General features: G+C 68.3%; 23 protein-coding genes. 14 read left to right on the top strand and 9 right to left on the bottom strand.

The window, feature by feature from the left end; all coding sequences use genetic code 11:
- Nucleotides 1-71: 71 nt before the first annotated feature.
- Both DL990_RS24635 and DL990_RS24630 read right to left on the bottom strand, forming a co-directional pair.
- Complete coding sequence (locus DL990_RS24635) at nt 72-1,229, bottom strand: oxygenase MpaB family protein (protein ID WP_125800033.1); 1,158 nt, start codon at nt 1,227-1,229, stop codon at nt 72-74.
- 239 nt (nt 1,230-1,468) lie between these two features.
- Entirely contained in the window at nt 1,469-2,122 is a 654-nt protein-coding gene (locus DL990_RS24630) for a TetR/AcrR family transcriptional regulator (protein ID WP_125788542.1), read from the bottom strand.
- Nucleotides 2,123-2,231: 109 nt separating this feature from the next.
- On the opposite strand from DL990_RS24630, the gene DL990_RS24625 reads away from it, so the two are divergent.
- From DL990_RS24625 to DL990_RS24610, 4 genes are all read left to right on the top strand, one after another.
- Nucleotides 2,232-3,347, top strand: coding sequence for a serine hydrolase (locus DL990_RS24625; protein ID WP_233599167.1), 1,116 nt, complete (start codon nt 2,232-2,234; stop codon nt 3,345-3,347).
- A gap of 27 nt (nt 3,348-3,374) precedes the next feature.
- On the top strand, nt 3,375-5,117 hold the full coding sequence (locus DL990_RS24620; protein ID WP_199746579.1) for an ABC transporter ATP-binding protein: 1,743 nt from the start codon (nt 3,375-3,377) through the stop codon (nt 5,115-5,117).
- Nucleotides 5,114-6,832 carry an ABC transporter ATP-binding protein gene (locus DL990_RS24615; protein ID WP_125788544.1) on the top strand — a complete coding sequence of 573 codons (1,719 nt, stop codon included), beginning with the start codon at nt 5,114-5,116 and terminating at the stop codon, nt 6,830-6,832. Before DL990_RS24620 ends, DL990_RS24615 begins: the two co-directional genes overlap by 4 nt.
- A gap of 98 nt (nt 6,833-6,930) precedes the next feature.
- Nucleotides 6,931-7,908 carry a teichoic acid biosynthesis protein C gene (locus DL990_RS24610; RefSeq protein WP_125788545.1) on the top strand — a complete coding sequence of 326 codons (978 nt, stop codon included), beginning with the start codon at nt 6,931-6,933 and terminating at the stop codon, nt 7,906-7,908.
- A 9-nt stretch (nt 7,909-7,917) separates the two neighbouring features.
- Here the strand turns inward: DL990_RS24610 and DL990_RS24605 are convergent, their stop codons facing one another.
- A complete protein-coding gene (locus DL990_RS24605; RefSeq protein WP_125800032.1) occupies nt 7,918-8,550 on the bottom strand; it encodes an MBL fold metallo-hydrolase in 633 nt (210 codons plus the stop codon).
- Entirely contained in the window at nt 8,547-9,632 is a 1,086-nt protein-coding gene (locus tag DL990_RS24600; protein WP_125800031.1) for an S-(hydroxymethyl)mycothiol dehydrogenase, read from the bottom strand. The genes DL990_RS24605 and DL990_RS24600 overlap by 4 nt, the downstream gene beginning before the upstream one ends.
- 151 nt (nt 9,633-9,783) lie before the next feature.
- On the opposite strand from DL990_RS24600, the gene DL990_RS24595 reads away from it, so the two are divergent.
- Nucleotides 9,784-11,034, top strand: a complete 1,251-nt coding sequence (locus tag DL990_RS24595) for a LuxR C-terminal-related transcriptional regulator (protein WP_125800030.1) — start codon at nt 9,784-9,786, stop codon at nt 11,032-11,034.
- An 11-nt stretch (nt 11,035-11,045) separates the two neighbouring features.
- Here DL990_RS24595 and DL990_RS24590 read toward each other — a convergent pair whose 3' ends face one another.
- The gene (locus tag DL990_RS24590; protein WP_125800029.1) at nt 11,046-11,465 is read right to left on the bottom strand and encodes a MarR family winged helix-turn-helix transcriptional regulator; all 420 of its coding nucleotides are present in this window, start codon (nt 11,463-11,465) and stop codon (nt 11,046-11,048) included.
- Nucleotides 11,466-11,521: 56 nt separating this feature from the next.
- On the opposite strand from DL990_RS24590, the gene DL990_RS24585 reads away from it, so the two are divergent.
- Together DL990_RS24585 and DL990_RS24580 are read left to right on the top strand one after the other, a co-directional pair.
- Nucleotides 11,522-12,046 (top strand): DUF6790 family protein, encoded by a 525-nt coding sequence (locus tag DL990_RS24585; protein ID WP_125800028.1) that lies wholly within the window; start codon nt 11,522-11,524, stop codon nt 12,044-12,046.
- A gap of 17 nt (nt 12,047-12,063) precedes the next feature.
- Complete coding sequence (locus DL990_RS24580; protein WP_125800027.1) at nt 12,064-12,687, top strand: TMEM175 family protein; 624 nt, start codon at nt 12,064-12,066, stop codon at nt 12,685-12,687.
- A gap of 15 nt (nt 12,688-12,702) precedes the next feature.
- Here DL990_RS24580 and DL990_RS24575 read toward each other — a convergent pair whose 3' ends face one another.
- A complete protein-coding gene (locus DL990_RS24575; protein ID WP_125800026.1) occupies nt 12,703-13,107 on the bottom strand; it encodes a hypothetical protein in 405 nt (134 codons plus the stop codon).
- A gap of 155 nt (nt 13,108-13,262) precedes the next feature.
- Between DL990_RS24575 and DL990_RS24570 the strand changes: the two genes are divergently transcribed.
- On the top strand, nt 13,263-13,625 hold the full coding sequence (locus DL990_RS24570; RefSeq protein WP_125800025.1) for a hypothetical protein: 363 nt from the start codon (nt 13,263-13,265) through the stop codon (nt 13,623-13,625).
- 450 nt (nt 13,626-14,075) lie between these two features.
- Entirely contained in the window at nt 14,076-15,635 is a 1,560-nt protein-coding gene (locus DL990_RS24565; protein ID WP_233620554.1) for an MFS transporter, read from the top strand.
- 17 nt (nt 15,636-15,652) lie between these two features.
- Here the strand turns inward: DL990_RS24565 and DL990_RS24560 are convergent, their stop codons facing one another.
- The gene (locus DL990_RS24560; protein ID WP_125800024.1) at nt 15,653-16,858 is read right to left on the bottom strand and encodes an alkaline phosphatase; all 1,206 of its coding nucleotides are present in this window, start codon (nt 16,856-16,858) and stop codon (nt 15,653-15,655) included.
- A gap of 211 nt (nt 16,859-17,069) precedes the next feature.
- On the opposite strand from DL990_RS24560, the gene DL990_RS24555 reads away from it, so the two are divergent.
- The 5 genes from DL990_RS24555 to DL990_RS24540 are packed head-to-tail and all read left to right on the top strand — an operon-like array spanning nt 17,070 to nt 19,230.
- Nucleotides 17,070-17,534: an Asp23/Gls24 family envelope stress response protein gene (locus DL990_RS24555; protein WP_125788555.1), complete on the top strand. Its 465-nt coding sequence runs from the start codon at nt 17,070-17,072 to the stop codon at nt 17,532-17,534.
- Nucleotides 17,535-17,574: 40 nt separating this feature from the next.
- Nucleotides 17,575-17,751 (top strand): hypothetical protein, encoded by a 177-nt coding sequence (locus DL990_RS41530; RefSeq protein ID WP_037321503.1) that lies wholly within the window; start codon nt 17,575-17,577, stop codon nt 17,749-17,751.
- 5 nt (nt 17,752-17,756) lie between these two features.
- A complete protein-coding gene (locus DL990_RS24550) occupies nt 17,757-18,143 on the top strand; it encodes an Asp23/Gls24 family envelope stress response protein (protein WP_125800023.1) in 387 nt (128 codons plus the stop codon).
- Nucleotides 18,140-18,667 carry a DUF6286 domain-containing protein gene (locus tag DL990_RS24545; RefSeq protein WP_125800022.1) on the top strand — a complete coding sequence of 176 codons (528 nt, stop codon included), beginning with the start codon at nt 18,140-18,142 and terminating at the stop codon, nt 18,665-18,667. Before DL990_RS24550 ends, DL990_RS24545 begins: the two co-directional genes overlap by 4 nt.
- Complete coding sequence (locus DL990_RS24540) at nt 18,664-19,230, top strand: alkaline shock response membrane anchor protein AmaP (protein ID WP_125800021.1); 567 nt, start codon at nt 18,664-18,666, stop codon at nt 19,228-19,230. The genes DL990_RS24545 and DL990_RS24540 overlap by 4 nt, the downstream gene beginning before the upstream one ends.
- Before the next feature lie 74 nt (nt 19,231-19,304).
- Here the strand turns inward: DL990_RS24540 and DL990_RS24535 are convergent, their stop codons facing one another.
- Nucleotides 19,305-20,021, bottom strand: a complete 717-nt coding sequence (locus tag DL990_RS24535; protein ID WP_125800020.1) for an anti-sigma factor domain-containing protein — start codon at nt 20,019-20,021, stop codon at nt 19,305-19,307.
- Nucleotides 20,018-20,614 (bottom strand): ECF RNA polymerase sigma factor SigK, encoded by a 597-nt coding sequence (sigK, locus tag DL990_RS24530; protein WP_125788560.1) that lies wholly within the window; start codon nt 20,612-20,614, stop codon nt 20,018-20,020. The genes DL990_RS24535 and sigK overlap by 4 nt, the downstream gene beginning before the upstream one ends.
- Nucleotides 20,615-20,689: the final 75 nt, after the last annotated feature.

Here is a 20,689-nt window from a genome sequence, read left to right as displayed (position 1 = left end):
GTAACCCGAACAGCCTAACAATGCCGGGTCTGCGCAGGTGGCGGCCGTGACAGCCGCCCTGCGTGAGAGCGTCAGGTCCGCTGAGGTGCGACGGGGCAGACGCCCGCGGCGAGCCATTTCTCGCGGAGGGCCGCCGGGATGGTCAGGGCGGTGGACTGTCCGTCGGTGAGGGTGCGGACGCTGCCGCCGAGCAGGAGATCGCCTGCCTTGTCGAGCACCGCCGTGGCCACCCGGCTGTGATCCTCGGATCGTTCCAGCAGTCGCATGGCCCGTACGCCCGCGCCGACGGCGCGACCCCAGCCGCGTGAGCGCGGCACCTCGAGCCAGTCGGCGACCTCTTCGGTGACGACCTGGCGGACCATCGCGGCGACCACTCCGTCGAAGGCCTTGCCGGGCACCATGTCTTCGTACAGTCGTAAGAGGTTGCGGGTCAGTTCGGTGCCTTCGACGGAGGGACCGTAGCTCGCCTCGACGAGTCCGGCGTTCAGTTCTTGGGCCTCTCGCAGTGTTTCGGGCATCGCTTCGGCGGGAATGCCGAGCATCGCGCCCGTCACTCGCCAGACGTAGTAGTAATCCTCGGCTTCGCGGTCGGTCACCGTGACGCCCATCCGCCGCATCCCGTCGATGACCTGCACCGAGAAGATCAGCAGTGCTCCCAGCATGTCCTGCTGGCACAGCGGGACACCCTCCGCCTCGACGTCCCACTCACCGGATCTGGTGATGAAGTACCGGACGGCCGCGTGGATCAGCCGGGTCTTCTGGATCGTGGGCACGAAGGCGCCACCGGAACCGAACGGGTCGGGGCCCATGAGGTTCAGCACGAATTGGGAGGTCTCCGACAGCCGTCGGTGCGGCTGGTTGAGCCGGTGGGTCAGTGACAGGACGCGAGACGGCCGTGGCTGGGCATAGCAGTTCACCATCGCCCCGAACGACAGCACCGAAGCGACGTGCATACCGTCGTCGACGAAGAACTCGTACGCCGCCGCGACCCGCTCGAGATCCGCCCAACCCGGCGGTGTGTCGGTCTCGATCAGGTACCGGCGCACCGATTCCGGCAGGTTCTCCGGAATGGGTTGGTCGTTGTCCCTGAACTGCGCCAGGACCTCGTTCACCGCGCTCGTCCGCTCGTCGGCCACCAACTCGGCGACGACGGCATCGGCGAGCGGATCGCCTTGATACTTCAGTCTTTCCAGGGCCGACAGCCTCGGCGGCTCGAGCGTTTCCGACATCGGATCAGCCTTGTTCACGCCGGAATGCCCCGCTAGCGCCGTCAGGGGAAAGCTCGCACTCGATCTGATTGCGGCCGCGCTCGCTGTGCGTCACTCCGCGCAGCCGTCGATGCTCCGCGAAAATGGGCGCCACGATAGTGCTCAGGCCCTCCCTCCGGCAGGCGATCGTCCCGGCCCGTCTGATCGGCAGGGTCGCGTCCAATAGCGTGCGGCACCGAGGTGACCAGCCCGTCCGCCTCTCAGCCGATCGCGGCCTCGATGTGGGCGAGTTGGACGGCGAGGATCTCTTCGAACACGGCGAGGCGGTCCTCGCCGAGAGGGCGGACGTCGCGGGCGAAATGGGCCAGTGCGGGAAAGCGTTCGGGATCGGCGCCGAGTACCGCGACGCGGAACAGTTCCATTCCCTGTTCGTACTCTTCGGGAGTGAGGGTGCTGACCCCGGCCTCCGAGGCGATCAACGCCGCGATGAGAACCGCGATCCGGTGGTAGCGCGCCGGGATTTCCGCGTCGGGCAACCCCGATTCGCGTAACGCCTGCAGCACTTCTTCCATGACGAGGCGGGAACCGGTGCCGCCTGAGGCGTAGCGTCCCCAGACCGCGGCGAGCTGCGGGTGCTGACCGAAGGCCTCCCGCACGCGCAGGGCCAGGGTCGTGATGCGCTGCTTCCAGTCGCCTTCGGGCCGGTAACCGTCCATAGCGGACAGGAGGATCCGGTCGGCTACCGCGCGCAGCAGTTCGGTCTTGCTGCGGAAGTGCCGGTACAGGCTGGACGAATCGGTCCCGAGCACTGCCGCGAGCTTGCGCACACTGAAGGACTCGGTGTCGCCCGTGCGCAGCAACTCCGCCGCCGCGTCCAGGATGTCCTCGGTCGACCAGCGCCTTCTGCCTGTCATCTCACCCCTCTCGTCGAGCCCCAGCTTAACTTATGCACTTGGTGTTGCACGCACTGCGTGCATAATGGTGGCACGAGACGGACTCGGGGAAGACGAAAGGACGTATGTCGTGAGGAAACCGCTGGACTCCGCGAAGCTGACCATCGCCATCGAGAATGTCCACCGCGCCGGGATGCCTGGCCTGTTTGCGGAGGTGCGTGACGGCGACGAGGTCTGGTGCGGCGCCGCCGGGGTCGCCGACCTCGCCACCGGCCGCCCTGTCACCACCGACATGCGGCATCGCGTCGGCAGCATCACCAAGACCTTCACCGCCGCCGCCGTGCTGCAGCTGGTCGAAGACGGTCAGATCGGACTCGACGCGCCGATCGGCCGCTACCTCCCGAGGCTGGTTCCCGGGAGCCGCGGCGACGCGATCACGATCAGGATGTTGATCAACCACACCAGTGGCTTCGCCGAATACCTTCCGTATGTCTACCCCTCGCTCAAGGCGTTCCCGGCCCTCGCCGAAACCACGCCGCAGAGCCTGGAGGATCACCGGCACACCCGGTTCGACACCATCGAGCTGATCGAGAAGGGCGTCGCCGCACCGGCTTTCTCCGCGCCAGGCGACACTCCGGGGTTGTACTCCAACACCAACTATCTGCTTCTCGGCCAACTCCTGGAGCACGTAACCGGCGCCACGGCCGAAAAGTGCATCACCAAGAACGTCATCGAACGCGCCGGCCTGCGCGACACGGAGTTTCCCGATGGACCGCGGTTCGACGGCCCGCAGTCGCGGATCTACGAGGCGTGGTTCGGCAGGTACGAGCCGCCGCGCGACTTCAGCGTCTTCGACATGTCCTATGTGGGGCCGTCGGCATCGCTGATCTCGACCGTCTCGGATCTCAACCGGTTCTTCGGCCTGCTGTTCGCCGGGGAGATCGTCAGCCCGTCGTCGCTGGCGGAAATGCGGCGCACCGTCCGCGTCGTCTCCCAGGAAAGCAAGATCATCGACTACGGGCTGGGCCTGTACCCGATGGAGACGCCCACCGGCACCTTCTGGGGGCATGGCGGCACCGTCTGGGGTGCCGGCTCACTGGCCATGACCAGCGCCGACGGCAAGCGGCGGCTGGCCGTCGCGGTGAACATGCAGCGGTGGAACAGGTTCGACGCCACGGGCACTCCGCTGCCCCATCCCATCAACGACGCGCTCGCGGCGCTGTACGACACGGCGATGTGCGGCTGACCGGCCCGCCACGAAATCAGGAGAGCGATGACTACGACCGATTTCGCGGCGGGACAGTCCATGGCCGGACTGTTGCGCCCTTACAGATGGAGCTTCGGCGCCGTTGTCTTCCTGCAGGTGATCGGCGCGGTCGCGGGACTGGCGCCGCTGCTGGCGGTCGTCGAACTGGGGCGCGCGCTGCTCGTCCCTGGCCCGATCGATCACGATCGGGTCTGGTTCGCCGCGATCGCCGGTGCCGTCGGCCTGCTCGTCCGGCTGCTGTTCACCGCGGCGTCGTCCGGAATCGGGCACCTTCTCGACGGCCGGGTGCAATTGACCCTTCGCCGTCATCTGGCCGCGCGGCTGGGACGCGTGCCGATCGGCTGGTTCTCCCGGCGCCGGACCGGTGAGCTGGCCAAGGTGGTCGGCGAGGACGTCAGTGCCGTGCACCCGTTCATCGCCCACGCCCCCGGCGAGCTCGTCGCCGCGTTCGTGGTGCCGCTGGTCTCGCTGGTCTACCTGTTCACCATCGACTGGCGGCTCACGCTGATCACGCTGATCCCGGTGGCGCTGGCGCTGGCGCACATCCCGCTGATGATGACCCCGGCCCGGCTGAAACAGGAGAAGCGGTTCGACGCGGCCATGGGGCGGATCGCCGATTCCGTCGTCGAGTTCGTGCAGGGCATCTCGGTGGTCAAGGCGTTCGGCGGCGCCGGGCGCGCCCACCGCCGGTTCCGCACGGCCACCGACGACTTCGTCGGCGTTTACCACGGCTTCGTACGCGGCCTTTCCGTGCTCGCGGCCGGCATGCAGCTGGTGCTGTCACCCCCGTTCGTGCTGCTGGTCGTCCTGATCGGCGGCACCGTGCTGATCACGACCGGTGGCCTGCCCCCGGCCGACCTGCTGCCGTTCCTGTTGCTGGGACTGGGTTTGACCGCCCCGGTGGCGGCACTGATCGCCCACAGTTTCGACGATCTGCAGGCCGCCAAGCGCGCGATCGGCCGGATCAGGACCGTGCTCGAGGTCGCACCGCTGCCGGAGCCCGCGCATCCGATCGCGCCTCGGGGCCACCGGGTGGAACTGCGTGATGTCCGCTTCGGCTACGAGGCCGATCGCGAGGTGCTGCGCGGGATCGACCTGGTCCTCGAACCGGGCACGGTCACCGCGATCGTCGGGCCCTCGGGCAGCGGCAAGTCCACATTGGTCCAGTTGCTGCCGCGTTTCTTCGACCCGGCCCACGGTTCGGTCACCCTGGGCGGCGTCGATCTGCGTGAGCTCGGCAGCCATGACCTCTACCGGATGGTCTCCTTCGTCTTCCAGGACGTTCGCCTGCTGCGAGCCTCCGTCGCGGACAACATCGCGCTCGCCGTACCGCACGCCGATCTCGACGACGTGGTCCATGCAGCCCGGATGGCGAACATCCATGATCGGATTCTCGAGCTGCCACACGGCTACGACACGGTGCTGGGGCGGGAAGCCGGACTGTCGGGTGGCGAGGCCCAGCGGATCGCGCTTGCCAGGGCCCTGCTCGCCGCCACCCCCGTCCTGGTGCTGGACGAGGCGACCGCCTTCGCCGACCCGCAGACCGAGCAGGCGGTACGGCGGGCGTTGACGACGCTGGAGAGCGATCGCACGATCCTGCTCATCGCCCACCGCCTGGAGACGATCGCGGGCGCCGACACCGTCGTGATGCTGGACGACGGGTCGATCGTCGAACAGGGCAGACCCGCCGACCTGCTGGCACGGAACGGAAAGTTCGCCGCCTTCTGGCAATCCGAGGAGTACCGATGATCCCCACCCTGCTGCACGTCCTCGGCCAGGACTACGCCCGGCCAGTGCGTCGCACCGTGGCCTTGATGACGATGACCGCGGTCGTCGAGGGCGTGTCCTACGCACTGCTGGTTCCCGTGCTGACGGCCCTGTTCGGCAACAATCCCGCGGACGCGGTGCCCTGGCTGATCATGTTCGGCGGCGCGGTCGCGATCTACGCGGTGCTGCGCTATGTCAGCGATCTGTTCGGCTTCCGCGCCGGAACCACGTTGCTGCGGGGGATGTACCACCGCCTCGGCGATCATCTGGCCCGGCTGCCCCTCGGCTGGTACAGCACCGGCCGCGTCGGGGAGCTGTCCGTCCTGGCGGGCAAGGGCGTGCTGGAGACGATGGGCGTGATCGCGCATCTGCTGGGGCCCTACATCTCCGCCTTCGTCACCCCCGTGACGATCATCGGCGTGATGCTCGCCTTCAACTGGCAGCTGGGGCTGGTCGCGCTCCTCGCCGTTCCCCTTGTGGTGGCGATCCAGCTCCGGACCGGTCGCTCGGTGGCCGGGCACGATGCCGACCGCCACGAACGTGACACCGAGGCCACCGGCCGCGTCATCGAGTTCCTTCAGGCTCAGCCGGTGCTGCGCGCCGGCGGCCGGAGCGCCCACCGTTTCGCGTTGCTCGATGAGGCGCTGCAAGGACTTCAGCGCGCGTCCCGCCGTACCGTGCTGTCAGTTTTGCCCGGCATGATCGGCTTGACGCTCGTGGTGCAGGCGATGTTCACCGTGTTGCTGCTTCTGGGCACCTACCTCGCGCTCGGCGGGAGCATCGGTGTCGCGGAGGTGCTGACGATCCTGGTGCTGGCCGCCCGCGGCGCCGATCCTGTCCTGTCGCTGGCCGACATCGGCGGCAAACTCCGCTCCGCGCGCTCCGAACTGGCCAGGCTCGACGCGGTCCTGCGCACCGAGCCCCTGCCCGAGGCAGCCGACCCGATCCGGCCGGTGGGTCACGGCCTGGATCTGGAGTCCGTCACCTTCCGGCATGGCGATCGCACGGTGTTCGACGACCTGTCGTTGTCCGTGCCCGAGGGGCAGCGACTCGCCGTGGTCGGCCCCTCGGGCGCGGGCAAGAGCACACTGCTGCAGTTGCTCGCGCGCTTCCACGACGTGGACGCGGGCGCGGTGCGCGTGGGCGGCGTGGACCTGCGCTCCGTCGCCACCGAGGAGTTGATGGCGAGGATCGCCATCGTCTTCCAGGACGTCTACCTTTTCGACGGCACGATCGAGGAGAACGTACGACTGGGCCGTCCCGACGCCACCGAGGCCGAACTGCGGGCGGCCGCGAGCGCCGCACGGCTGGACGAGGTGATCGAGCGGCTGCCCGGCGGCTGGGCGGCGATCGTCGGCGAGGGTGGCACGCTGCTGTCGGGAGGCGAACGTCAGCGCGTCTCGATCGCACGTGCTCTGCTGAAGGACGCGCCGATCGTGCTTCTGGACGAAGTGACCTCCGCGCTGGATCCGGTGAACGAGACCGCAGTCCACGAGGGCATCGAACGCCTGATGGCGGGCAGGACGGTCGTGCTGGTCGCGCATCGGATGCGGACGGTCCGGGGCGCCGATCGCATCGCCTTCCTCGACGGCGGCCGGATCGTGGAAGAAGGCCGCCATGACGAGCTGCTCCGCCGCGGCGGCCGCTACGCCGACTTCTGGACTGCTTCCCTGGCACCGGCTTTGAGCGGGGACTAGAGAGCGGCGTGCCCGGGTTCGCGGCCGCATTGTACGAATCTTGTACGAGCTTGAAGAAGTTTCGATCGGACCTCGAAACTCGACGAAGGTGAGCGCTCATGTCCGAGCAAGTTTCTCGACGTTCACTGCTGCGCATGGGCGGCGGACTCGCCGCGACGACGGCACTGCTCGGCTCCGGCGCGATGTTCGCCGGACCGGCTTCGGCCGCGATCACCGCGATGCCGGTGTCCAAGCGTTTCGACCTCACCGAGCCGTCCTACGACGAGTTCCGCAGCAAGATCCTGCACGAGTCGCACCACGTGATGCAGGGCTTCGCCTTCGACAACCAGAACGTGCGCATCTTCATCGTGAACGCCCGCAACGGCGGGACCGGGGACGACCTGTGCATCACGCAGGTCAACTTCTCCGGCGAGATCCAGGGCTCGATGCATCTCAACAACGCCGGGCACGGTGTCTCGATCGGCGTCGAACCGGTGGGCACCGACTCCTACATCTGGATGGAATGCGACTCGGACGGACCCACCGGTGCCGGTCGCGGGACGGCGCTGGCCAGGTTCAAGTTCGTCAACGGTGGCACGCCGTCGGTGAAGAAGTTCCTCACCGGCAGCGACACGATCACCTGTGCCACCGATCCGATCAACAAGCGGATCGCGGTGCGCCGCAAGGAAGGCGGCAGGATGCACATCAGCGTGTACCCGCTGGCGTCCGCCGCGGCAGGCAACTTCAGCGCGCCGCTGGTGCACTTCCCGCAGCCCGCACTGTCCAGCGAGACGGTGACGTTCCAGGGGTACACCATCTACGGCCAGTATCTGTACACATTGGACGGTACCGGCCACGCGGATCCCGCCGACATCAATTCCTACGTCACGTGCATCGACATGAACACCGGCACGGTGAAGAGCCGCGCGCTGACCAAGGCGGGGCAGTCGCTGGTGTTCCGCGAGCCGGAGGGACTCGGGATCTACCGGAGCCTGGCCGGGGAAACCCGATTGTACATGGGTTTCGGTTCGCGCAGCAGCATGGACAATATCAACCGCTACGCGAACCTGTTCTACAAGAACGTCCTCATCGACTGAGGCCGGGACTCAGTGTCCGCGGGCGATCCACTCGGCCAGATGGGGCGCTTCGGTACCGATGGTGGTGGGGTCGCCGTGTCCAGTGTGGACCTTCGTGTCCTCGGGCAAGGCGAAAAGCCGTTCCCTGATCGAGGAAATGATCGTCGGGAAGTCGGAGAACGAGCGCCCCGTCGCGCCGGGACCGCCCGCGAAGAGCGTGTCCCCGGAGAAGAGCGCTTTGGCCTCGGGAAGGTGCAGGCACACCGATCCGGGTGAATGCCCTGGTGTGTGGATGACCTTGAGTTCCGTGCCGGCGACGGCGATCCGCTCACCGTCCTCGATGTGCCGGAAACGGCGGCCGGGGTGGGTCATCTCCCACAGCTCCCGATCGCCCGGATGCAGCACGACCGGGGCATCCAGGTGTTCGCTCAGCATCGGAGCGACGGTGACGTGGTCGTTGTGCCCGTGGGTGCAGACGACGGCGACCACGTCACGGCCGCCCACGGCCTCGGTGATGGTCTTCTCGTCGTGCGCGGCGTCCACGATCACGACCTCGTCGTCGTCCCCGACGAGCCAGACGTTGTTGTCGACGTCCCAGCTCCCGCCGTCGAGTTCGAAGACCCCGGCGGTGACGACGCGTTCGATCCTCAGGTTCCCGCTCACAGGATCACCACCGAACGCAGGACCTCGCCGGCGTGCATGGCGTCGAAGGCCTTCTCGACCCCGTCGAGCGGGATCCGCTCGGTCACGAACCGCTCCAGCGGCAACCGGCCCTGCAGGTACAGGTCGATCAGCATCGGGAAGTCCCGCTCCGGCAGGCAATCGCCGTACCAGGACGACTTCAGCGCGCCACCGCGGGAGAAGAAGTCGATCAGCGGCATCTCCAGGCGCATGTCCGGCGTCGGAACGCCGACCAGGACCACCGTGCCCGCCAGGTCACGTGCGTAGAAGGCGGCCTTCCACGTCTCCGGGCGGCCGACCGCGTCGATGACGACGTCGGCGCCGAAACCACCGGTCAGTTCCTGGATCGCGGTGACCGTGTCGGTGCCGGAGGCGTTGACGGTGTGGGTCGCGCCGAGCTCACGGGCCCACTCGAGCTTCCGCTCGTCCCGGTCGACCGCGATGATCGTGCCCGCCCCGGCCAGCCGGGCCCCGACGACGGCGGCGTCGCCGACTCCACCACAGCCGATGACCGCGACCGAATCCCCGCGGCCGACGGCGCCGGTGTTGACCGCCGCGCCGAGTCCGGCCATCACGCCGCAGCCGAGCAGGCCCGCCACGGCCGGGTCCGCGGCGGGGTCGACCTTGGTGCACTGTCCGGCGTGGACGAGCGTCTTGTCCGCGAACGCGCCGATGCCCAGCGCCGGGGTCAGCTCGGTGCCGTCGGTCAGCGTCATCTTCTGTGTCGCGTTGAAGGTGTCGAAGCAGTACTGCGGGCGTCCGCGCTTGCAGGCCCGGCACTGCCCGCACACCGCGCGCCAGTTGAGGACGACGAAATCCCCGGGTCGTACGGATTCCACGCCGTCGCCGACGCTCTCCACGGTGCCCGCGGCCTCGTGACCGAGCAGGAACGGGAACTCGTCGTTGATGCCGCCGTCGCGGTAGGTCAGATCGGTGTGACAGACCCCGCAGGCCGCGATCGACACGACGACCTCGCCGGGGCCCGGATCCGGGATCACGATGTCCGTCAGCTCCACCGGAGCGTTCCGGGACCTGGCGATCACTCCGCGCACCTGCTGTGACATTCCCTGTTTCCTCCGCCGTTCGGCAACACAGGCATGCGCGTCGACGCATGCTTCACGTGAGGCTAAGCCCGTAAGCCTCGGAAGCGACCTGGTCATCGGTCCAGTGGATCCTGTCCTTTCGACCAGGTAATCCGGCGGCTAGGCTCGCTGGATGCCCGACTCCGCCGACCTGACCGCACTGCGCGACGTCATCGAAGGCCCGTTGCGTGAAATCGCCGACCGGTTCTCGCGCTTCCTCGCCGACCGCTGGCCGCATCAGGCTCTGGTCATCTTCACCCGGGAGTGCACCGGGCGGCCGCGCAAAGTCACCGGCGCCAGGGAGATCACCGACAAGATCACCATCGCCGAACTCGAAGCGCTCAAGGCGAGCGTGCCGCCCGGCCATCAGCTGACCACGACGGCCTCTCTCGGCGGCGCCACCCGGACCGTCTGGGCCGTGCAGGACCCGATCGGCACCCTGCTCGCGCTCGTCCCCCGGTCGAGCCGGACCCGCTTCCCGTATCCCGCTTCACTGGCCGAGGTCTTCGGCGTCGTCGCGACCTCGATCCGCCAGCAGGTGACGCAGGCCAGCCCCGACTACCTCGCCGAATCCCGCGCGGCCTCCAGCGAACGCGCCAGGACGATCGCCGAAATGGCCGCCGCGCACGAAACCGCGCTCGTCACGATCCTCACCACACTGCGGTCCTCCCGGCTGGACGACCACCGCGCCCGGCTCGCCGCGACCGACTCCGCCTCGGCCGCGCTGGTGGCGCTCCGGTCGGCCCAGAAAACCGATCTCGCACAGTCCGAAGAACCCGCGCACACCGCGTTCGGCAGGCTGCGGCGGGAAATCCGGCAAATGCTGCGCCACCACGACGCGCGACTGGACTTCGTCGCCCCGCCGAAGAACGGGCGGCCCATACCCGGCGAGATCGCCCACGCCGCCCGCGCGATGACCTGCACGGCGGTGCTGGCCTTCACCAGCCAACCCGAGCTGACCCGCCTCCGGGTCGCCTGGTCGACCGACAGCACCGCACTGCACCTCGACATCCGCGATCAAGGACCGGGCAGCCTCGACAGCGCCGGCCTGCGCCTGCAACTCGACGGACGCGCGAAAACCCTCGGCGCCACCGTCCGGATCGACGCCCTCCCCGATTGGGGAAGCCACGTCGCCATCAGCGTCCCCTTCGAACCGGCCGCGGGCCGGACCGACGAGACGCTGCCGTCGAATCTCAACCGCCGCGAACTCGAAGTGCTGCGGCTGGTCGCCCGGGGGCAGCGCAACAAGTCCATCGCCGACGCACTCGGGATCACCGAAAGCACGGTCAAGTTCCATGTCACCGGCCTGCTGAAGAAGCTGGACGTGACCTCACGCGGTGAAGCCGCGGCCCTGGCACTGAGCGCCGGAATCACCAACCTCTGAGTCCAGCGGACTCAGTCGGGCGCGAGGATTTCCGCCAGCCGAAGGGTGTCTTCGAGGTAGCGCTCGTAAGGAAAGCCGGCGGCGATGAGTCCCTCGCGGAACTCGTCGTAGAGCGGCTTTCCCGCGGCATGGAAGGCTTTCCGGCCGAGATCGGTGAGCCGGACCAGCCGCCGCCGCGCGTGTTCGGGGTCGACGGTGATCCGCACCAGACCGTCCGTTTCGAGCGGCCGCAAGGCCCGGCTGATCGCCGGGTCGGAGACCGACAGCGCCTGAGCGAGCCGGTGCTGCGTCGTCGGCTCGATGTCCTCGAGCGTGCCCAGAAGCCGTACCTGGCTGTAGGTCAAACCACCGGAGTCATCGGCGCGCCGACGGGCCGCTTCGCCCATCAGCATGACCACGCGGTGCAGCAGGTCTGCGAGTCCGTCATCCACGACCTCACCATACCAGAGTGTTGACTGGTTAATATTAACTAGGTAAGACTGATGTCATGGACAACTTCTCTTACTTCGCCCAATCCGCCTTCCCGCTGGTCTGGATCGTCGTGCCCGCCGCCGGAGCCTTCCTCCGCGCCCGCCACGCGACATCACCCGAGGAACGGCTCGAGATCTGGCAGCGCTGGTGGGCCATCGGCGCCTTCGGCTGCGGCAGCCTGTGGATGACGATCGCTTTCCTCGCCTTCCCGGATGTCATGGCCACGGCGATCGGCTTCGACCGGACGCCCTTCATGTTCGAGATCGCCTTCGCCAACCTCGCACTGGCCGTCATGGGTTTCCGGGCCGCCTCGGCGTCCGCGCGTGAACGCATCACCATCGGCATCGGCGGCGGGATGTTCCTCTGGGGAGCCGCGATCGGCCACGTCTACCAATGGTTCGCGGGCGGCGACCACTCCCCCGGCAACACCGGCGGAGTCCTCGTCAACGACCTCCTGATCCCCGCGGTCATGATCGTCCTCGCCGTGCGATCCCGGCGACTCGCGGCCCTCCCACGACCGGCCGCGGAAATCGCCGCCTGAGACCGCGGGAGCCCACCATGACGACACAGACCGGCCACGCGATCGGGAAGGCCGCCGCCGAGCGGCTCACCATCTTCGTCGACGCGGTGATCGCGATCGCGCTCACCTTGCTGGCATTGGATCTCCCGATCCCCCACGGCGACACCACCGCCGCCATGCTGAGCTCGATCTCGGCCCACGGCAAGGAGTACGTCGCCTTCGCGCTCAGCTTCGTGGTGATCTCCGCCCACTGGCGCGCCCACCACGAGATCTTCCGCTATGTCCGCTCACTGAACGGCCGGCTGATCAGCCTCACCCTGGGATGGCTGTTCATGCAGGTCCTGATGCCGTTCGCGACGCGGGTGATCACCGCCGAGGGAGCCTTCCCGCTCCGGTTCAGCCTCTACGCGATCGTCCAGGTGCTGGCCTCCGCGTCGTTCGCGCTGATCATCCGGGAGATCCGGCGCGAACACCTGTACCGGACCGACGGCCCGCCCCGGGTCTTCACCCAAAGCCTGACGCGGAGCATCTGCTTGGCCGCGGTGTTCGGGGTTTCCATTCCCGTCTCGTTCCTGACCGAGGACACCGGCGCGTATCTGTGCTGGCTCGTGGCGCCGATCGCACTCGCCATCGCCCGCCGCGTCCAGGACCGCGAACCGTGAACCGACGCGTACGAGTCATGTCGTGCCGTGCGGGTCCGGCAGGGGGCGCACGAAGCCCGCGATCCGTGGCGTGACGACAGCGGTGCCGTCGTCGATCATCCCCCGCATCCCCTCCAGCACTCGTTCGTCCGGTGAGCCGTGCACCTGGAAGTCCACCACCGTGCAGTGCTCCGACACGGCGTTGATGTGGTTCTCGGAGATCCGCCAGTGTTCGAGAACCGCGTCCGAATCGGCGTACATCTGATAGCTGTAGGCCAGCATGCGATCAGCGTCCACGAACGTCTGCACCATCACCTGCGGCGCGTTGCGCTCGACGAAGTCGACGGCTTCGCGCACGGCGGCGGTGAACTGCTCCAGGTGGCCGTCGGTGATCCGCATGGCGTTCCGGAACAGGAGCATTTCGTCTGCTTCGAGGGTCATGGCCTCATGGTCGGACCTCGACCAGGCTAGAGGTCAACGCGATGACCGGTGCGGTCCGTCACAAACGTTGCCCCGGTGAGCACCGAGTCGCCGGGCACCACCTAGCAGAAGTCGCCTCCGTCCGAACTGTCGGACCTGTCGAGGACACTCTGCCCATGAGCTACCACCTCGCCGTCTGGGAAGGACCCCGTCCCGCCGACCACAAAGCCGCACACACAACCTTCGATACCCTCCACAGCGAGCACATGGGAGGACTACGCACTCCACCGACCATATTGATCCAGCACTACATCGGCGCATTGGTGGCTCGCTGGCCCGATCTCGACCCAGACGCCGAGGACGACGAAGACGACGTCCCTTGGTCGGACGGACCACTGATCAACAACGCCAGCGGCCCACTGTTCTACTTCGGCATGGTCTACAGCAAGTACGAGCAAGCCGCGAGATTCGCCGTCGAGCGTGCCCTCGCACTGGAGCTGGTCTGCTTCGATCCACAGGAACGGCGTCTCGTCGCCTGACGAACCGGAGGGACCGGACCGGCGCCACAGGGCGCCCCTACCTGGTTATTGAGGGGTAAGTCGAACGTGTCGTGGCGGGGGCCAGGTGTCGCTCCTGCGTACGCGTTCTCCTGGTAGTGAAGGCCTCCTTGCCTACTCTGACGGTAGTGAAGGAGGCTTTCGCTACCGTCAGATGTGATCCCTGGTGACAGTGGGACGGCTGTGACCTCGGCGGCCGGTCGTGAAGCAAGGCGTGACTCGCGTGCCTGGATACCGCACTCACGAAGGCATGAAATCCCTCAAATGACAAATCATCCCGAGGGCACAGAATTGTTCATTCCGCAAACCCAGCCGAGGGCATACAATTCATTCAACCGCAACAGTATCGCCAATAAAAACCATATTTGACAGCGTCGCGGAGTTTGCTTATGGTCGCTCGAGTTCCCGCCGATCGATATCCGAAGGTGCTCATTGACCACGCCTGCGACGCTGCCGAAATTCAGGCAGCGGTTGATTCTCGCCGTTCTCATGTTGTGTTCGCTGCTGATTTGGCTGGACAACACCGTCCTGAGTACGACGCTGGAAACCCTCGCGGACCCGGTCCGCGGGCTGGGGGCCGATCCCGGTGAACTGCAATGGGCCACCGGTTCGTACACGCTGGCCTTCGCCACCTTGATGTTCACCGCGGGCGCTTTGGGCGATCGTTTCGGTCACCGGACGGTGTTTTCCAGCGGGTTGGCGGTCTTCGCCGGATCCTCGCTGTGGGCGGCGTACGCGAGCGATTCGGGCCAGCTGATCGCGGCCCGGGCTGTGATGGGGGTGGGCAGCGCGCTGATCACGCCCGCCATGCTGGCCATCCTCATGTGGACCTTCACCGGCCCCGCCCGCGCTGCCGCGATCGGCGTTTTCTCGACGTCGGCCGGTGTCGGAATGGCCGCGGGCCCGGTGCTGGCGGGGTTCCTGCTCGATCATTTCCGGTGGGGCTCGGTCTTTTTGATCAATGTCCCGGTCTCGGTGCTTGCGTACGCCGGGCTCGCCGTGCTGGTTCCGAATTTCCGCAGCCCCACTCCGCGGCCGTTGGACCCCGCCGGAATGGTGCTGTCGGCCGGCGGACTCGTGGCATTGTCCTACGGGCTGATCCGGGCGGGGCAGGTGACCGCGTGGAGTCGTGCCGACGTCTGGGCGCCGATCGTTCTCGGTCTGGTTCTGCTGGCCGTTTTCGTACTCGTCGAACTGCGAGCCAAGGTGCCCGGCTTCGACCCGAGGCTGCTCGCGCGACGCGCGTTCGGCGGCGGCAATGTGGCCCTCGGATTACTGCTCTTCGCCGTGGCCGCGATCACCTTCTACAACGCCTTCTACCTCCAAGGCGCGCTCGGATTCTCACCGATGAAAGCGGGTCTGGCCAATGTCCCGACCGCTCTCGGCGCGCTCGCCGGGGCACCCCTCGCCACCCGCCTGGTCCGCCGCCTGTCGCTACGCCTTGTCACCGTGCCCGCGCTGACCATGGCCGCGCTGACGATGGCCGGATACGGGTTCCTCGGGCTGCACACCCCACTCGTCTGGATCGAAATCCTGTTGCTCGTTCAGGGTCTCTCGATCGGCATGGTGATCGGCCCCGTCACGGCCGCGTTGATCGGCGACCTGCCGTTGGACCAGGCCGGTGCGGGGTCCGCCGTCACCAACACGGTGCGGCAAACCGGCAGCGTGCTCGGAATCGCGGTCGGCGGCACGATCATGTCGGTCGTGTACCGGCGGGCGATCGAACCTTCGCTGGCGGACGCACCCGGCCCGGTGCGGGATCAGGCGCGGGTGTCCGCCGAACAGGCCCGCCACGTCGCCACCGCCGTCGACCGGCCCACGCTTGCGCGGGCCGCCGACGACGCGTTCATTCATGCCATGCACGTCGGCGCGGGCTGGATCGCGGTCGCCACCCTCCTCGGCGCGGCCGTACTCATGGCCACGTTGCCTGCCACCGGAAAGAAGAAGGACCCGATCGAATCGGCGACACCGGCATCGGTGCGGGCCGGCTGACCGTCAGGGATCCCCGCTCAAAGGCCGCTCGCCGCCCGCATCACCCAGTGCACGTCGGTGTTCTCGACCGTGCCGCCGAGACGGGTGGCGCCGGGGCCTTCGGCGGTGACCGGGGTGTCGGAGCCGGTGTGGTCGTGGGTCGTCCAGTCCACAGTGAACTTGAGCTTCGAGCCCGGCACGTCGAACGGACCGTCCTGATCCGGATCGGTGTCGGAGGGGTCGTGGTTCTCGATGGACAGTCCGCCGGTCTCGTGGTCGCCGCCGATGATCACCAGCGTGTCGGGGTGCGTGCGGACGAACCGCATCACCTCGGCGACGGTGGCGTCGAGCGCGCGGCCCGCGTCGATCACGCCGTGCGCGTTGTTCTCATGCGACATCCCGTCGGTTCCCTCTTCTTCGAGGAAGAGGAAGAAGCCGCGCGGGTTCTTCGACAGGGTGTCCAGCGCCTTGCGCGCCATCTGCTGGAGCGGCACCCGCGGCGCGTACTTCCCGACGCCGTCCGGGCCGTAATCGACCATGTCCTCGTTCGCGAACAGGCCGAGGATCCGGTTCGCCCGCGTATTCCGCAGTTCGTCGCCGTCACGCACGTAGGTGTAGCCGGTTCGCTGCGCGCGTTCGACGAGGTTGCCGTAAGGACTGCGGCTCTCCTCCCCCGGCTTGTCCGGCCACAGCCCGGGGTTCCACTTCGGATACCACCAGTCCTCGCCGCCGCCGAGCAGGACGTCCGGGCGGCTGTTCTCGATGTACTGCTTCGCGATGTCGCTCTGCGAGTCCCTGCTGGGCACGTGCGCCGCGAAGGCCGCCGGCGAGGCGCCTGTCACCTGCGCGGTGGTGACCAGGCCGGTCGACTTCCCCGCCCGCTTCGCCCGTTCGAGGATCGTTTCCAGCGGTCGGCCGTGGGCGTCCACGCCGACGGCGCCGTTACGCGTCTTGTGCCCGGTCGCGAGGGCGGTGGCCGCCGCGGCCGAGTCGGTCACGATCTCGTCGGGATCGTCGGACGACGTCCGCACGAGACCGGTGGCCGCGAGCCCGTCCATCGCCAGCTTGCCGTGCTTGCCCTTGAGCGCCAGGCGGAGCAGGTCGCGCTGGCCAAGCCCGAGGCCGTCGCCCTGGATGTAGATGATGTTGCGCGCCGTCCGCGCCGCCGTCGTCTCCGCGACGGCGGCCGAGCCGCCGCACAGGACCACCAGAACCGTCGCCGCCGCCAGTCCACGTCCGCGCACATCGCCTCCAGTTAGTTAGGAACCTTTCCTAAGAGAGATGCCCCGCGAAGACCAGAGGTCCCTTCAGCCGCGCGACCAAGCCATACCCACGGAGGGTGAGATCCAGACCACACGATCGGGTCGTGACGATCTTCGCGCCGCTGGGTCTATGGAGTGTGGAAGTGAAGAACTTCCACCGCAGGCAACGGAAACCGAACTTCAGGAGAGCGCGATGACGAACACCGCCACCACGGCCAAGCCGAACTCGAACTCCGCCGCCCCCACCGAGAACAGCGCCCTGGTCTCCACGCAGGGCGTGACCACGATCGCCGACACCGTCGTGCAGAAGGTCGCGGGCCTCGCGACCCGCGAGATCACCGGTGTCCACGCGCTCGGCGGCGGCGCCGTGCGGGCGTTCAACGCGCTGCGCGAGCGCATCCCGGGCGCCACCGCGTCCGCCGGGCAGGGTGTCTCCGTCGAGGTCGGCGAACGCCAGGCCGCGGTCGACCTGCAGATCGTCGTCGAATACGGCGTCGCGATCGCGGATCTCGCCAAATCGGTGCGCCGCAACGTGATCGGCGCGGTCGAGCAGATGACCGGGCTCGAGGTCGTCGAGGTCAACATCAACGTGTCCGACGTGCACATCCCGGGCGACGACGACGCCGACGAGACCACCGAATCCGGCCGCGTCCAGTGACCACCGGCGCCGTCCGCGCCCTACAGCAAGGAGAACGTTCATGAACGCCACCCATCTCGGCCTGTTGACCGGTCTCGTGCTCGGCGTGGCCGGCGCGTTCGGCGGCTTCGGCGCCTTCCTCGTCGTGCTCGTCCTCGCCGCCCTCGGCCTGCTGGTCGGCCGGTTCCTCGACGGCAAGCTCGACCTTTCGGCCCTGGCCGGCCGCGACAGGGGCTGATCGCCATGACGACCATGACCGCCGCCGCGCCGGAAACGGACGGGCGCGGCGGCCTGACCGTCGCCGGCGGTGCAGTCGAGCGGATCGCCGCGCGGGCGATCACCGAACTCGACGGCATCGGCGGCGCGGCCTCCCGGGTGCTCGGGATCGCCGTCGGCGGCGAAGACCTCGACCAGGGCGCCAAGGTGAGCGCGCAGGTCACCGGCTCGGCGACCACTTTGGACGTCCGGCTCTCGGTGAAGTACCCGCTTTCGGTCCGCGCCACCACCGAAACCGCGCGAGAGCATCTGATCCGCCGCGTCGGCGAGCTCTCGGGCCTGACCGTCACCCGGGTCGACATCACCGTGACGGCCTTGCATTCCACCGAGACCGAAACGAGGAGGGTCCGATGAAACGGCGCCCCCGCCGCAGCGTCCCGGCCGTGCTCGTCGCACTCGTGGTGCTCGCCGGATGTGTCCTCGCCGCCACCGTCGCGGTGCAGACGATCCTCGGGGAGAACCCGTGGATCCGCTACGACGCCGTCGCGTCCGCGCTGCACGGACTCCGGTGGAGTGATCCGCTGCCGGCGATCGCCGGCGGTGTGGTCGCGCTGCTCGGCCTGGTGCTCCTCGTGAGCGCGATCGTCCCGGGGAAGCCGACCGTGCTGCCACTCGAAGGCGACCCGGACTCCGGCGCCTCACGGCGCAGCTACCGGTCGACCCTGCGCACCGCCGCGTCCACTGTGGACGGTGTTTCGGCGGCGAAGCTGAAGGTCAAGCGGCGCGGGATCGTCTCGGTGGTGACCACCGGCAGGACGAACACCGCGGGACTCGCCGACCCCGTCCGCGCCGCCATCGAGCACCGTCTCGCCCAGATCGGCCCGGCCACCGTCCCGGCCGTGCGGGTCCGGGTCAAGGCCACCAGGAGCACGTCATGACCGACCTCAACCGTCCCGCCCGGCTGAACCGCACCCTGCTGGTGCTGACCGGGCTCGTGCTGCTCGCCGGTGGCGTGTTCGCCGTCGGCACCCATTTCGGCCGGATCCCGCCGCTCGACCCCGGCGCCACGCTCGTCCCCGGTACGGCGACGCCACCCGGATGGGTCTGGTACGCCGTCGCCGGTGGCGCGGTGGTCGTCGGCCTGCTGGTGCTGCGGTGGCTCATCGCGCAGCCCGTCCGCAAACCGAAGTCCCACACCTGGCGCTTCGGCCAGGACACCGGCCAGACCACGCTGGCCGCGAGCACCGCGGTCGACCCGTTCACCGCGGAGGTCGCGACCTACCCCGGCGTCCACGCCGCGCACGCCACGCTCGGCGGCACCCAAGACGCGCCGGTGCTGGCCGCGGTGCTGAGCGCCGAACAGGACGGCGACCTGGCCGCCATCCGCGAGCGGATCACCACTGAGGGCCTGCCGAGGCTGCGCCAGGCACTCGATCTCGACGAGCTCCCGACGACCATCGAGTTCCGCTTCTCCGCGAAGGCCGGCTCCCGCATCCAGTGATCCGCCCCCAATCACGCGAGTTACGCCTCTGATCACGCGAGTTACGCCTCTGATCACGCATGATCCCCCTCCGGTCACGTCCCGAGGGGGATCATCGCGACGGCGGGGGTGGACGGTGTCCGCGAACCTCCGGCGGGTTCCGCGGTGATGCCGACCCTGTCGATCCCGCCGGGCAGCTCGGCGAGGACCGGAAGAGTCCGATGTGGACCGTCCTGCGCCAGCAGCCCGGCCGAATGCACGCCGCTCGCGCCGAGAAGCCAGACCTGGTACGCCTTGCCCGGAGCCAGCGGCGGCAGATCACCCGCCAGCACGACGATCTTGCCGTGGCTCCGCGAAGTCACCACCGTGGTCGTCCCGGGTTCGGCCCCCTTGGCCGTCAAGGCGTCGGGGGCGGTGAGCACCGCGTTCACCGAGGCGAGCCGCTGTTGCGCGGGATCGGTCCCCGGCTCGGTGTTCGTGGTGACCAGGCCGAACACCAGCGCTCCGGCGGCGGCCGCCGCGGCACCCCAAAGGGCGATCCTCGTCTTCAAAGGCCCGTCTCGACGTGCGACAGCGACCAGTGGAGGCCATTGACGGGTTCCGGCGACCTGCGTGAGCGTCGCCTCCCGCAGCCTCGCCGGTGGCGCGATGCCGATCGCCGCCCCCAACCGCGCCGCGGTCTCCCGGAGCTCCCGGACTTCCTGGCCGCACGAGGGACAACCCCGCAGGTGCCGCTTGAACGCCGCGGCCTCCTCCTCCGGGACGGCGTCCAGGGCGTAGGCCCCGGTCAGCGTGTGCAGTTCCGCCGTCATTGCCCGACCCCCAAGCAGTCACGCAGCCGGATCAGGCCGTCGCGGATGCGGGTCTTCACCGTGCCGGGCGCGGTCTTGAGCACTTCCGCGACTTCCGGGTAGGTGTAACCGTTGTAGTAGGCCAGCACCACCGATTCCCGTTGCAGGTCGGTCAGCGCGGTCAGGCATTGGCGCACCCGTTGCTGCTCGAGATTACTGATCGTCGATTCGGCGACCTCGTCGAACGGGCGCCGGAAATCGAGTCTGCCCGCGCGGTCGTCCCGGTCGAGCGAGGCCTGATGCGAACGCACCCGGTCCACCGCCCGCCGGTGCGCGATGGTGAGCACCCAGGCCAGCGTGCTCCCCTTGCCCGGTTTGAACCGCGCCGCCGTCCGCCACACCTCCACCAGGACCTCTTGGGTGACCTCTTCGGCGAACGTGCCGTTGCGGACGACCCTGTTCACCACTCCCCACACCGGTCCCGCGACGACGTCGTACAGGTCGGCGAACGCCTGTTCGTCTCCTGCCGCGACCCGTTGCATCAGGCTCGTTTCGGCAGGCTCCGTCCCGGTGCCGCCGCTTCCACGCGGACTCGTCCGTACACCCTCGACCATCAAGCTGCCTCCACCTCACCCGACGCCCGGCTACGCGGTTCCGTGGCGTCAGGGAGGGATTCGGCACCGAGGGCG

This window comes from Amycolatopsis sp. WAC 01416 (assembly GCF_003947485.1).
Lineage (GTDB): Bacteria > Actinomycetota > Actinomycetes > Mycobacteriales > Pseudonocardiaceae > Amycolatopsis.
This window is presented reverse-complemented; position numbering and strand designations above follow the sequence as displayed.

Bases quoted from the DNA above. Each gene is read 5' to 3' on its own strand.
- DL990_RS24635 (WP_125800033.1), bottom strand. From the start codon at position 1,229: ATGTCGGAAACGCTCGAGCCGCCGAGGCTGTCGGCCCTGGAAAGACTG.
- DL990_RS24630 (WP_125788542.1), bottom strand. From the start codon at position 2,122: ATGACAGGCAGAAGGCGCTGGTCGACCGAGGACATCCTGGACGCGGCG.
- DL990_RS24620 (WP_199746579.1), top strand. From the start codon at position 3,375: ATGACTACGACCGATTTCGCGGCGGGACAGTCCATGGCCGGACTGTTG.
- DL990_RS24615 (WP_125788544.1), top strand. From the start codon at position 5,114: ATGATCCCCACCCTGCTGCACGTCCTCGGCCAGGACTACGCCCGGCCA.
- DL990_RS24610 (WP_125788545.1), top strand. From the start codon at position 6,931: ATGTCCGAGCAAGTTTCTCGACGTTCACTGCTGCGCATGGGCGGCGGA.
- DL990_RS24600 (WP_125800031.1), bottom strand. From the start codon at position 9,632: ATGTCACAGCAGGTGCGCGGAGTGATCGCCAGGTCCCGGAACGCTCCG.
- DL990_RS24595 (WP_125800030.1), top strand. From the start codon at position 9,784: ATGCCCGACTCCGCCGACCTGACCGCACTGCGCGACGTCATCGAAGGC.
- DL990_RS24585 (WP_125800028.1), top strand. From the start codon at position 11,522: ATGGACAACTTCTCTTACTTCGCCCAATCCGCCTTCCCGCTGGTCTGG.
- DL990_RS24580 (WP_125800027.1), top strand. From the start codon at position 12,064: ATGACGACACAGACCGGCCACGCGATCGGGAAGGCCGCCGCCGAGCGG.
- DL990_RS24575 (WP_125800026.1), bottom strand. From the start codon at position 13,107: ATGACCCTCGAAGCAGACGAAATGCTCCTGTTCCGGAACGCCATGCGG.
- DL990_RS24570 (WP_125800025.1), top strand. From the start codon at position 13,263: ATGAGCTACCACCTCGCCGTCTGGGAAGGACCCCGTCCCGCCGACCAC.
- DL990_RS24555 (WP_125788555.1), top strand. From the start codon at position 17,070: ATGACGAACACCGCCACCACGGCCAAGCCGAACTCGAACTCCGCCGCC.
- DL990_RS41530 (WP_037321503.1), top strand. From the start codon at position 17,575: ATGAACGCCACCCATCTCGGCCTGTTGACCGGTCTCGTGCTCGGCGTG.
- DL990_RS24550 (WP_125800023.1), top strand. From the start codon at position 17,757: ATGACGACCATGACCGCCGCCGCGCCGGAAACGGACGGGCGCGGCGGC.
- DL990_RS24545 (WP_125800022.1), top strand. From the start codon at position 18,140: ATGAAACGGCGCCCCCGCCGCAGCGTCCCGGCCGTGCTCGTCGCACTC.
- DL990_RS24540 (WP_125800021.1), top strand. From the start codon at position 18,664: ATGACCGACCTCAACCGTCCCGCCCGGCTGAACCGCACCCTGCTGGTG.
- DL990_RS24535 (WP_125800020.1), bottom strand. From the start codon at position 20,021: ATGACGGCGGAACTGCACACGCTGACCGGGGCCTACGCCCTGGACGCC.
- sigK (WP_125788560.1), bottom strand. From the start codon at position 20,614: ATGGTCGAGGGTGTACGGACGAGTCCGCGTGGAAGCGGCGGCACCGGG.